Annotated in this window: 10 protein-coding genes; 3 read left to right on the plus strand and 7 right to left on the minus strand. The window is 47.3% G+C overall.

Going from position 1 to position 12,885, the window contains the following annotated elements:
• Positions 1-24 precede the first annotated feature (24 nt).
• The 6 genes from vpsR to xerD form a co-directional block, all read right to left on the minus strand.
• Positions 25-1,359, minus strand: a complete 1,335-nt coding sequence (gene vpsR, locus HGP28_RS04980; RefSeq protein WP_168835361.1) for a cyclic-di-GMP-binding transcriptional regulator VpsR — start codon at positions 1,357-1,359, stop codon at positions 25-27.
• Positions 1,360-1,753: 394 nt separating this feature from the next.
• Positions 1,754-3,271 (minus strand): lysine--tRNA ligase, encoded by a 1,518-nt coding sequence (lysS, locus tag HGP28_RS04985; protein WP_168835362.1) that lies wholly within the window; start codon positions 3,269-3,271, stop codon positions 1,754-1,756.
• A 32-nt stretch (positions 3,272-3,303) separates the two neighbouring features.
• A protein-coding gene (gene prfB / locus HGP28_RS04990; RefSeq protein ID WP_168835363.1) for a peptide chain release factor 2 occupies positions 3,304-4,402 on the minus strand; the annotation gives its coding sequence in 2 pieces (ribosomal slippage) (positions 3,304-4,326 and positions 4,328-4,402; 1,098 coding nt in all).
• A 133-nt stretch (positions 4,403-4,535) separates the two neighbouring features.
• Positions 4,536-6,275, minus strand: coding sequence for a single-stranded-DNA-specific exonuclease RecJ (gene recJ / locus HGP28_RS04995; protein ID WP_168835364.1), 1,740 nt, complete (start codon positions 6,273-6,275; stop codon positions 4,536-4,538).
• Between the two features lie 183 nt (positions 6,276-6,458).
• Positions 6,459-7,250, minus strand: coding sequence for a thioredoxin fold domain-containing protein (locus HGP28_RS05000; protein ID WP_168835365.1), 792 nt, complete (start codon positions 7,248-7,250; stop codon positions 6,459-6,461).
• 65 nt (positions 7,251-7,315) lie between these two features.
• Entirely contained in the window at positions 7,316-8,236 is a 921-nt protein-coding gene (gene xerD / locus HGP28_RS05005; RefSeq protein ID WP_168835366.1) for a site-specific tyrosine recombinase XerD, read from the minus strand.
• A gap of 153 nt (positions 8,237-8,389) precedes the next feature.
• Here xerD and fldB point away from each other — a divergent pair, with 153 nt between their 5' ends.
• Positions 8,390-8,911, plus strand: coding sequence for a flavodoxin FldB (gene fldB / locus HGP28_RS05010; protein WP_168835367.1), 522 nt, complete (start codon positions 8,390-8,392; stop codon positions 8,909-8,911).
• 96 nt (positions 8,912-9,007) lie between these two features.
• Here the strand turns inward: fldB and brnQ are convergent, their stop codons facing one another.
• Complete coding sequence (gene brnQ / locus HGP28_RS05015; RefSeq protein WP_168835368.1) at positions 9,008-10,318, minus strand: branched-chain amino acid transport system II carrier protein; 1,311 nt, start codon at positions 10,316-10,318, stop codon at positions 9,008-9,010.
• A gap of 303 nt (positions 10,319-10,621) precedes the next feature.
• Here brnQ and HGP28_RS05020 point away from each other — a divergent pair, with 303 nt between their 5' ends.
• Together HGP28_RS05020 and srmB are read left to right on the plus strand one after the other, a co-directional pair.
• Complete coding sequence (locus tag HGP28_RS05020; RefSeq protein ID WP_439333835.1) at positions 10,622-11,347, plus strand: tRNA1(Val) (adenine(37)-N6)-methyltransferase; 726 nt, start codon at positions 10,622-10,624, stop codon at positions 11,345-11,347.
• Positions 11,348-11,609: 262 nt separating this feature from the next.
• Positions 11,610-12,875, plus strand: a complete 1,266-nt coding sequence (gene srmB / locus HGP28_RS05025) for an ATP-dependent RNA helicase SrmB (protein WP_168835370.1) — start codon at positions 11,610-11,612, stop codon at positions 12,873-12,875.
• The last annotated feature ends 10 nt before the right edge of the window (positions 12,876-12,885 follow it).

The raw sequence follows: 12,885 nt of genomic DNA on the forward strand, positions 1-12,885 counted from the left end.
TTCCAATAGCGATGAAGATATTCGTCACATCGCAGAATCGGATATCAAGTTGTGCTTATTTAATAAGCGGTACATAGTCGCTCGCGAGATCCCAAGCTCCTTAGCCGCGTTAGACACTTGACCCGAGTGCGATTCCAACACCAACAATAAAGCATCACGTTCACTTTTTTCTCGAATGCTTTTCAAACTACGTTTGCCATCACCGCGCTGAGGAAGATCAAGTTGAGATTCATCAATCATGACACTATCGCTCATCAGTACGGCACGTTTAATTTGATTCATCAATTCCCTAACGTTACCGGGCCAAAAATAACGCGTCAGCGATTTAAGCGCTTCTTCGGAGAAACTTTTTGCTTGAGAGTTGTACTCTTTCGAAAACTCCTGCAGGTAATAGCGCGCCAGTAACGTAATGTCGCTCGCACGCTCTTTCAAGCTCGGAACACTGATACGAAGCACATTGATGTAATGGTACAGCTCTTCATTAAAATCACCGTCGATGAGCGCTTTTTCAATGTCTGATGAGTTTGCTGCCAGTACGCGAACATTGACCTTTTTCATGCCCTCTTGCGTCTCCACTGTACCTTCTTGCAAAAAACGCAGTAAGTTCAGTTGCTGACTCTTGGAAATGGTTAAAATGTCATTAAATAGCACCGTTCCACCATCGGCTTGTTCGATAATGCTCGGACCACTGCCCTCGTCAAGACCGATGCCAAATACGTCAGCCTGAAAGCGTTGTTCGCTCAGCGCGCGGCATTTAACCGAAAAGAAGGGTTTGTGAGCGCGTGACGATATTTTGTGAATCGCGCGCGCCACAGTCTCCTTACCGGTGCCATTTTCGCCATAAATCAGAATAGAGACATCGGTTGGCCCAATTCGTTTGATCTGATCGCGCAGACGTTTCATCGGTATCGACTCTCCGATCAGCCCCATATCTTGGCTATTGCCAAAATTGGGCCACACTTTTTTCTCGAGTTTCAACATACCAAGTTGGTGGCCTATCGTGCTCAAGAGTTGCGCATCCGGAATGGGGGCTGTGAAAAAGTCGATACAGAAATTGACAATGAACTGGCAAATGGTGTCGGTACTGAGCTGCGCCTCGCGAATGAACGCGATCCAGCGTACGTGCTTATGGGAGCTGACCAAATTCGCAATGCCGTTCAAACTGAACTCATCGTGGCTCAAATCAACAATACCGATGCAAGGCCCAATTTCATCCAACAGCGCGTCGGCTTTACGTAAATCTCCACATTGATGACACTTCCAACCCACCTGCTCTAAAACGGATAACCAAGGCTCGTACGTACCACCCACCACCACGAGTGAACCAGGAATCGAATCCATTTTAAATTGACCTGCCATATAACACCCTTTCAATGATTGTGTCACGTCGATACAGTGTCCCACCATAACGTTACAAGATTGACCATCTGTCCTAAAAATAAGAAACATGGCAATTAACGAATCAATCAAGAGTCAACGGCGCGAACACGGCATTGCATCGCAACGATGAAATAATAAGAGTGGTAGGATTTATTTTGCTCCACGGCCGCCTTCTGTCTAAAAGTTGCAACGAGAACATCTGCACCACTCAGTTTTGCGACTTATCGATAATGCGATACTCAATAAGTTAATATTAAAACAGTAGTACATCGCAGCGCTTTATGGTTAATCCGCACAAAAAAACCACCCGAAGGTGGTTTTTTAGTTCAAAACGTCAGTCCAATTTAGACTAAAAGTCGTACGAAAGATTGACTTATGCCTGTGGACGCATCGCTGGGAATAGGATGACATCGCGAATGGTATGCGTGTTAGTAAACAGCATCGCTAAACGGTCAATACCAATCCCCTGACCCGCTGTTGGCGGCAGGCCATGCTCAAGCGCTGTGATGTAGTCAGCATCATAGAACATAGCTTCGTCATCACCGGCGTCTTTTGCATCAACCTGCGCTTTAAAGCGGTTGTCTTGATCTTCCGCATCGTTAAGCTCAGAGAAGCCATTAGCCACTTCACGACCACCGATGAAGAACTCAAAACGGTCAGTAAAGAAAGGATTGTCATCGCTACGACGTGCTAGCGGAGAAATATCCGCTGGATAGCCAGTAATGAAAGTAGGCTGAATCAGTTTTGGCTCCGCCGTTTCACCAAAAATTTCCTCAAGAAGCTGGCCACAAGTCCAGAATTTCTCGACGTAAATGTCTAGCGAGTTCGCAATAGAGACCATCAATTCACGATCTTGAACGCCTTCTTCGGTTAGCGCTTGGATCGCTGCATGCTCAGGATTGTAGTGTTTAATCGCTTCTAGCATAGTCATACGCGCGTATTGACCACCAAACTCAACCGTTTGATCGCCATAAGGCATTGATGTTGCGCCGAGCACTTCAAGTGCCACTGTGCTGAGCATCTCTTCAGTCAAGTCCATCAGATCTTTGTAGTCGGCATACGCCATATAGAATTCAATCATGGTGAATTCTGGGTTATGACGTGGCGATAGACCTTCGTTACGGAAGTTACGGTTGATCTCAAACACGCGCTCAAAACCACCAACCACTAAACGTTTTAGGTAAAGCTCAGGGGCAATGCGTAGGAACATTTGTTGGTCTAACGCGTTGTGGTGCGTGATGAATGGACGCGCCGATGCGCCACCTGGGATCACTTGCATCATTGGAGTTTCCACTTCCATGAAGCGTTTTGACTCCATGAAACGACGAATTGCCGACACCAATTTAGAGCGAACTTGGAACGCGTTACGCGACTCTTCGTTTACGATCAAATCAACATAACGCTGACGGTAACGCATTTCTTGGTCGGTTAGACCGTGGAATTTTTCTGGTAGTGGACGAAGTGCTTTAGTGAGCAATTCGAACTCGTCCATGTTGACGTAAAGGTCGCCTTTACCTGATTTGTGCAGCGCACCTTTCACACCGATGATGTCACCGATGTCTAGACCGTGATACTGCTCTTTCAGTACTTTTTGTACTTCTTTGTCTGCGTACGCTTGAATCTGACCAGAGGTTTCTTGCAGCAATAGGAATGGACCACGCTTGGCCATAACGCGGCCAGCAATAGCAACCACGTGATTCAGCGCTTCTAGCTCTTCTTTGCTCTTTTCACCGAACTCTTTTTGCAGATCGCCTGCCAGCGCATCGCGACGAAAATCGTTAGGATGACCATTCGCCGCACTGTTTTGGCGAATGTGATCCAATTTTGCACGACGTTCGGCAATCAGTTTGTTTTCTTCTTGTACAGTTTCGTGTTGAACACCATCAGTCATTTTCGATGTATCCTGTTTAGTCGGTGAAACGCTTACAGACCTGATTTCAGGCTAGCTTCAATAAATTTGTCCAGATCGCCATCAAGAACCGCTTGAGTGTTGCGATTTTCAACACCCGTACGTAAGTCTTTAATACGCGAGTCATCTAGTACGTAAGAACGAATTTGGCTTCCCCAGCCGATGTCTGACTTAGCATCTTCGTTAGCTTGCTTCTCTGCATTTTGCTTTTGCAATTCCAACTCAAACAATTTTGCGCGAAGCTGCTTCATTGCTTGGTCTTTGTTCTTATGCTGAGAGCGGTCGTTTTGGCACTGAACCACGGTATTGGTTGGAACGTGCGTAATACGAACGGCCGATTCGGTCGTGTTAACGTGCTGACCACCCGCGCCGGACGCGCGGTATACGTCGATACGCAAATCAGCAGGGTTAATGTCGATCTGAATATTGTCATCAATCTCAGGGTAGACGAACGCAGAAGCGAATGACGTGTGGCGACGGCCGCCAGAATCGAATGGTGATTTACGAACCAAACGGTGTACACCGGTCTCAGTGCGAAGCCAGCCGTAAGCGTATTCACCAGAAATACGAACGGTTGCCGATTTCAATCCTGCCACATCACCTTCTGAAACCTCAATCACCTCGGACTTGAAGCCTTTCGCTTCTGCCCAACGCAGATACATGCGCAGTAGCATACTGGTCCAATCTTGCGCCTCAGTGCCACCTGAGCCTGCCTGAAGGTCGATATAACAATCGGAACTGTCATGCGCGCCCGAGAACATGCGACGGAACTCTAATTGCGCTAATTTTTCTTCAAGCTCGGCCAGTTCAGGTTCAATTTCATCAAACGTTTCTTGATCTTCCGCTTCAACGGCCAATTCAAGCAAACCTTCAACGTCATCCACACCTTGTTCAAGCTGATCGATGGTTTCAACAACCGCCTCAAGTGAGGCACGCTCACGCCCAAGCGCTTGCGCACGCTCAGGTTCGTTCCACACATCAGGTTGCTCTAATTCTGCGTTAACTTCTTCTAGACGCTCTTTTTTAGCGTCATAGTCAAAGATACCCCCTCAGGACATTCGTGCGCTGAGACACGTCCTGGAGGCGGTTTTTAATAGGATTGATTTCAAACATCGTGACTTCATTTTTCGAGTAGAATTTAACCGAGGAATGATACTGAAAAATGTGACAGAGATACAGGAAAAATTTGTCAGCCCTTGACGGGCTTAGGACGACGCGCCTTTAGGTCCCGTCATCCTAAATCGTGTTACACCGCTTCGATATAATCGACTAACAATTGCAGAGATTGATTGCCACGAAATTCGTTAACATCCAGCTTGTACGCCAAACGCACAGTTTTCGCCGCGGGATCTGGCCAACGCCGCACATCGATATTAAACGCAATCGCATCAAGGGTAATTTGAGTGGGATGCCCTTTATAAAGCGGCTCTAACATCAATTTAAGGTGTTTTTCTCCCACCAATTTTTGATGCAGCAATTTAAATTCCCCATCAAAAATGGGCTCGGGAAACGCCTGTCCCCACGGACCCGCACTGCGAATAAGCTCTGCCGTATGCAATGAAAACGCCTCAGGTGTCAATTCACCATCGGATAAAACCACGCCCTTAAGCGCGCTATCGTCAAGCTCTCGACGAACCACGGCATCAAATGCGCGGCTAAAACGCTCAAAATCAGCTTCTTTGATGGTCAAGCCTGCAGCCATAGCATGACCACCAAACTTCACAATCAAACCAGGGTTTTGCGTATCGATAAAATCGAGTGCATCACGCATATGCAAACCAGGAATAGAGCGACACGAGCCTTTAATCAGACCATCGCCCCCATCAGCAAAAGCAATCACGGGTCGATGATATTGCTCTTTGACACGAGAGGCTAAAATGCCGATAACCCCTTGATGCCAATCTCGTTGAAATAAGACTAAACCATGAGGCAGAGCATTTTTATCGCCGATCTGCAATCGTTCACAAAAGGCCATTGCCTCTTGCTTCATTCCTTCTTCAATTTCTTTGCGGGTTTGATTCAAACCATCAAGTTCACTTGCCATGCGACGCGCAGCATGAATGTTATTACACATCAAAAGCTCCACACCAAATGACATGTCATCCAAACGCCCTGCCGCATTGATTCTTGGTCCAAGCGCAAAGCCAAAATCGCTCGCAACCAAACGGCGCGCGTCACGCTTTGATATTTCAATTAGGGCTTGAATACCGGGTCGCGCTTTGCCCGCTCGAATGCGTTGCAGACCTTGATGCACCAAAATACGATTGTTGTCATCCAGCGGTACCACATCCGCCACTGTGCCAAGTGCCACAAGATCAATAAGCTCCATTAATTTTGGCTCGCTCATGCCTTGCTGCTGAAACCAACCAGCGCGTCGCATGTGTACGCATAGCGCCATCATTAAGTAAAACGCCACACCGACCCCAGCAAGCGCTTTTGAAGGAAATGGACAATCGGGCAAGTTGGGGTTAACCATGGCATCGACGTTGGGCAGTTGGTGGCCGGGCAAGTGGTGGTCTGTCACCAGTACCGTCAAACCATTTACTTTGGCGTAACGAACCCCTTCAATCGATGACACGCCATTGTCGACCGTCATAATCACTTCAGCGCCAAGCTCAAGCGCTTGATCCACAACTTCCGGGCTAAGGCCATAGCCATCTTCAAAGCGATTGGGCACCAAATAATCCACGTTACGACTGCCAAGCATACGAAGCGCCAATACCGATAGCGCCGAGCTGGTGGCACCATCCGCATCGAAATCACCCACCACAATAATGCGTTGCTGTTCTTTCACCGCGGTGAACAGCAGCTCAACCGCGCGCTCAATCCCCGCTAGCTTCTGATAAGAATGAAGCCCCTTAGCGGTTGTCTCCAATTGACCTATTTCGGTGATCCCGCGATTTAAATAGATTCGGCGCAGCAGCGCAGGTATCGTCTCTGGCAGTTGTGACACATCAGGATCAGGGCGACGTTGAATTTCAATCATGGGCAAATGTGGGTCTCAAATTAAGGGAAGACGGATTTTGAACGCTCAAGATGCTTGAAGTTGCAGGTCGGCGACAAGCAAACCCAATCTCGGTGCATAGCAGTCCTATGTGTGAGATTGGTGAGTGCCAATCGCGACTTTGCTAACCGAAAAGCGGCAACTTCAAGTGAGTAGATAGAAGCCTTATTGCGCTTGCAAACGCTGCAGCAATTGAGGCGCAGGCAAATAACCACCGACCATTTCACCTCCTGGTAAAAAGATCGCAGGTGTGCCTGAAATACCCAATTCACGGCCCATCTGGTATTGATCTGCAATCGAGGCTTGGCACTGCGCTAGCGCTTGGCTGTCAACCGTGGCAAATTCACCACGCACTTTACCGTCGTGCATCGCTTGCTGCGCATTTTCCGCACACCAAATTTTCGCCATATCGGTTGCAACTGTCCCAGCCGGACCTTGGCGTGGAAACGCCAAGTAACGCACCGTAATGCCCGCGTCATTATATTGCTCGATCTCTTGGTGCAGTTTAACGCAGTAGCCACAGGTGATATCGGTAAACACTGTCACCGCATATTTTTCATTCGGCGCTTTAAACTCAATCATTTGATCGCTCAACGTTGTCAGCTTTTGAGCATTGATTGGCGCCTGACGCGCTGCGACCACATCTTTATAACTGCCATCGGCACTCAATTGGTACAAAGTGCCCGCTAAAAAGTAATCCGCTTGCGGTGTGGAATACAAAATGCCACGTGGTGTTTCAATTTCAACCAGACCAGGTAAGTCTGCCGCGCGCATCGACACCACATCCAAACCCAATTCGGCAAAACGCGTTTTCAGCGCCGCTTCATCAAATTGTGTCGCTGTGGTTGCCGCTTGCACTTGGGCAATCGGCGCAACGGTTTCAAGAGTTTGCTCTGCGCCGCATGCGGCGGCAAACAGCGGAAGTGTCAGCACAGTTAATCGGCGTAATACGCTCATTGATTTTACCTTTTACTCAAGATATTCATCTTGCTTCAAAATTATAACGCCAGCATCAACATCGATCATTTTGCGCGTGGATGATGCTCGCTGTGGATCTGTTTTAATCGCTCTGTCGCCACATGAGTATAAATTTGCGTTGTCGATAAGTCACTATGACCTAAGAGCATCTGTACGACACGCAGATCGGCGCCATAGTTCAATAAGTGTGTCGCAAATGCATGACGTAACACATGGGGTGATAAATGCGCCGTGTCAATATTGGCAATCAGTGCATAATACTTGATTCGGTGCCAAAAAGTCTGCCGCGTCATCTGGCGCGCACGACGGCTTGGAAACAGCACATCAGAACTGGCGTCACCAAGCAGTAGTGGTCGTCCATGCTGAATAAAACGCTCAATCCATTCAATCGCGTTTTCCCCCATGGGCACCAAACGCTCTTTACCCCCTTTACCAACCACACGAACCACGCCTTGGCGCAAACTGATATTTTCCATCGTTAAGCTCACCAACTCAGTCACACGCAGTCCGGTGGCATAAAGCAGCTCCAACATCGCTTTATCGCGTAGCTCGACAGGATCTTCGATTTGCGGCGCCGTCAATAAGGCATCGACTTGTTCTTCGCTGATGTCTTTTGGCAGCCGCTGTGGCAATTTAGGGCTGATCAATAACGCACTTGGGTCATCGGCGCGCAATTTTTCTCGATGCAAATATTGAAACAGACGCCGAATCGCTGAGAGCATGCGCGCTTTTGAGGTTTGTTTAAACTCACGGTCGCTCAGGTACGTTTGATACTCTTGCAAGGCTGAAAAACTGACAAAATCAAGCCGATAATTTTGCGCATGCATCCACACCAATAGCTTAATTAAGTCATTTCGATATGAGGCAAGTGTATTTTCTGCCAATCCGCGCTCCATCCACATCGCATCTAAAAACTGCTCAACCTGAGCAAGATCTTCAGAGTTAAGGTTCGCCGTTGGCTCCATGATCCATTCCTATCTGACACTGATTCTCTCTCGAGGGTATGTCAGCCCTTGATTGAACGCCATAAAAATTGCGTTAAGCCGCAATAGTCGCTGCAAATAACAGCAATTTGTGGTTGAATTTCATCATTCCACCGAAGTAAGTAAAACAACATCATGAAAATTGGCTTATTTTATGGCTCAACCACCTGCTATACCGAAATGGCAGCAGAAAAAATTGCCGCTTTTATTGGCAATGATTTGGTCGAGTTACACAACGTAAAAACCACTCCTCTTGAGCAAGTCGCCGACTTTGATCTGCTGATCTTTGGCATCTCGACATGGGATTTTGGGGAGATCCAAGAAGACTGGCAAGCCATCTGGCCAACTTTAGCGAATTTACCGCTCAAAGGAAAAGTCGTCGCTCTGTTTGGCTTGGGCGATCAAGAAGGCTATGGCGAGTGGTTTTTGGATGCCATGGGACTTTTGCACGATGTGGTTCTGGCGAACCAAGCGCATGTGATTGGGTATTGGCCAAACCAAGGCTACCACTTTGACGCGTCAAAGGCGCTAATTAATGATGGAAAGACGTTTGTCGGTCTCGCGCTTGATGAAGATTCACAGTATGAGCTCAGTGATGCTCGCATTGCTACCTGGTGTGAACAAGTACTGATTGAATACCAAGAGACGCTGGTTTAGCCGTTCGCTTATCACCATTACATATATACCCAAACAATAATACAAAAGCCCGCGCAAGCGGGCTTTTGGGTCACGATAAAGGTTGCTCGTATAACATTAAGCGTTACTTTCTGCCAGCGACGCCGACGATTTACCCACAAAACACATTACAATCAATGTGGCTGTCGTCGGTAATAACCAGCCCATACCAACACTAAATAGTGGTAATGCATCAAAAGCAGACACATCAATACCTGCGACTTTCGCAGCATCCAGCAATGCAAACACCAAAGCTACTGCAATAACAACACGATAAGTCAAACGCGAGTTAGCCATAAACTTACGAGCAAAGGTCAAGGCAACCATAGCAATCGCCACTGGATAAAGTGCAAATAGCACAGGTACCGAAAGCGAGATCAATTGGCTAAGGCCAATATTCGCCACCAATGCACACGCCGCTGCGTTGATGATAACCCACTGCTTATAAGTAATTTTTGTCAAAGAGCTAAAGTAATCTGCACACGCTGAGATGATGCCAGTTGCCGTGGTTAAACACGCCAACAATACAATGACTGAAAGTACCGCTTGACCATATGGACCAAATAACGCTTGCACATACGCGCTCAATACGACGCCGCCATTATCGGCACCCGCAGCAACGCCAGCGCTGGTCGCTCCTAGGTAGAACAAAGACACGTAAACAAAGGTAAGGCCTGCAGCAGCAATCAAACCTGCTAGGACAATATACTTTGTGGTCATTGATGTGTCTGTAATGCCCTTGCTACGCAATGCTTCAACAATCAGCATACCAAACATGAGGGCGCCGAAAGTGTCCATAGTGTTATAGCCTTCCAAGAACCCTTTCGCTAGAGGCTGAGTTAGGTATTCTCCTTGCGCACCAATCGCACTGCCTTGCGGATCAACAAACACCGCCACCGCAAGAATAATCAAACCAATAAACAGCGCTGGTGTGAGCATTTTACCGATCACATCAATTAACTTACCTTGAGACCAAGAAAAGAAGGTGGCTGCCACAAAGAACAAAATCGAAAATAGTGTCAAATGCCACTGGCTTACTTCGGTAAAGAGCGGTTTGATCGCCATCTCATAAGCCACAAGTCCAGTCCGTGGCGCTGCAAACGCAGGACCGATAACGATGAAGATCAATACCGCAATCAATGTCGCGACTTTAATTGGCAGATCGCGCGCCATATGTTCCCAAGTCCCGCCCGCAACTGCAATCGCAATAATGGTCACTAAAGGAAGGCCGACCGCAGTAAGTAAAAAACCAACCATGGCAGGAAACAAATTTTCTCCTGCTAATTGACCCGCAAGTGGTGGAAAAATGATGTTGCCTGCACCAAGAAAGAACGCAAACAGCATGAAGCCTAATGCGATAATATCTGTTAGTTTTAACGTCTGCTTCACAGATTATCCTTGTATTGAGTTATTGATGTTGTGTATGTGTTGCCTCGCAACATGGCTTGGCAATCCCGTTTTATTGCCAGCATGATGACGAAACACTGCTTCATGCGCAACCTTTAAGCAAAAAACACCATATAAATTCAACCAACAAGCAAAAATGCAGCATTAATAACTATTTTGGTAAAAATTACTGGTTTTTATCACCAAAAAATAGAGAAGCATAACATTAACAAAACAGATAAAAACTCTATACATTATTCAAAGCATCGAAATAAAAACCATCAAGTGAGCAAAACTCGAACAATTATCATGACAAGAAAAACCATTACTAAAGACTTTAAATTCAAACAGTTTGCAATTCATGGCGGACAAAGTGGCATGCCGGTGAGTACGGATGGCGTTCTACTTGGAGCCTGGTTTCAACCAAAACATCATTTGCGCTTGTTAGACATCGGCTGCGGAACTGGGCTTCTCAGTTTAATGGCCGCACAACGATTTCCCAACGCAAGCATTACTGCGATTGACATTGACGCACATGCAATCGCTGCCGCGCAGCGCAATTTTGCAGCTTCCCCTTGGCATCAGAGATTTTCGCTAATCCATCAAGATTTTTTAGAGTATGACGCTGCTACCCCGTTTGATGCTGTCATTTGCAATCCGCCTTATTTTAATCACGGGGAGCAAGCTCAGCTCAGTCAACGCGCCATTGCACGACATACATCTGCCTTAAAGCACGCAGACTTACTCGATCGCTGCCGCTCCATGATCACCTCGACAGGCTGTGCCAACTTTATTTTACCCATTACCGAAGGCGAGGCCTTTCTGCGCTACGCCTGCGAAAGTGGCTGGTATTTGGAGCGTCGATGCAATGTTCGAGCAACCAAATCCAAACCTGTGAGCCGCGTTCTGCTGAGCTTAACCTTAACCGAATGCGCTAGTAACACTGACGAACTTATCATTCATAGAGATGGCCAATACAGCCAAGATTTCATTAACTTAACGGCGGATTTCTATTTAAAAATGACTCGTTAAAAAATGTCTCAATAACGTGAGATATGAGGTATATACCCAAACAACTTGAAGATGCAGGTAGGCGACCAACGAACAAAGCCTCTGAGCACTTCGTGAACATAGATAAACTATGTGATGAGGTTTGGGAGTGCCCGTCCCTTACTTTGTAACAAAAAGCGCTGCAACTTCAAGTAGGACGGGTATAGACTCGCATCTTGACGTAAGTTGAGTGTATAATACGTGCCCTTTAATTTATCCCCGCTCGACTTGTGGAGACTTACCTGTGATCAGAACCTTTGCTGAGCTTGATCTTGATTCAAACCTATTAGAAGCCATTGAAGAGATGGGCTTTGATCGCCCAACAAAAATTCAGGCTGAAGCGATCCCACAAGCATTGGATGGTCGCGATATTCTCGCCTCCGCGCCAACCGGAACGGGGAAAACGGCGGCATTCGTACTGCCAGCGTTACAGTTCTTGCAAGACTTTCCACGTCGCAAGCCAGGGCCTGCTCGTGTTTTGATCCTAACCCCCACACGTGAATTGGCGATGCAAGTGGCGGATCAAGCCCGTGCATTAGCGAAAAACACCAAGCTAAACATCTTTACCATTACCGGTGGTGTTCAGTACCAAGAACATGCCGATATTTTAGCGACAACCCAAGACATTGTGGTGGCAACGCCAGGGCGTTTGATGGAATACATTGAAGCCGAACGCTTTGATTGTCGTGCGATTGAGTGGTTGATTTTAGATGAAGCTGACAGAATGCTGGATATGGGATTTGGCCCAACGGTGGATCGCCTCTCTTCTGAGTGTCGCTGGCGTAAACAGACTCTACTCTTTTCTGCCACTTTGGAAGGAAAAGGGGTGGAAGGCTTCACCGCCGATCTGTTGACCGATCCTGCGGAGATCGACGCAAAATCGCCGTTGCGTGAGCGTAAAAAAATCACCCAATGGTATCACCGCGCCGATACCGCAGAGCATAAACTTGCGCTACTGAAACACATTTTGACTCAACAAGCTGAACGCACCATTGTTTTTGTTAAAACTCGAGAGCGTCTGGCAGAGCTTCGCGCGCAGCTGGAAAGCGCTCAAATCAACTGCGCGTGGATTCAAGGTGAAATGCCACAAGATCGCCGTAATAACGCTATTGCGCGCTTTCGTGAGGGTAGCGTTAATGTCTTGCTAGCGACCGACGTGGCCGCTCGAGGTATCGATTTGCCCGATGTATCGCACGTTATCAACTATGACATGCCTCGCACCGCAGATGTGTATCTGCACCGCATTGGCCGCACTGCTCGCGCGGGCAAAAAAGGGTCAGCAATCTCCCTCATCGAAGCGCACGATCAACCGATGATCGACCGAGTGGCTCGCTACATTAAAGAAGAGATCAAAGAGCGCTTTATCAAAGAGATGCGCCCACAGCACAAAAAATCGGTCTTCAAGAAAAAGAAAAAAACCGACACGAAAAAGAGTGCAACGAAAAAAAGTGCCAGCAAAAAGCCAACAAGTAAGAAAAGCGCACCAAAGAAAAAGAGCGTGAAAAAATAGAGGATGATAA

Source organism: Vibrio agarilyticus (genome assembly GCF_012641465.1).
Taxonomy (GTDB): Bacteria; Pseudomonadota; Gammaproteobacteria; order Enterobacterales; family Vibrionaceae; genus Vibrio; species Vibrio agarilyticus.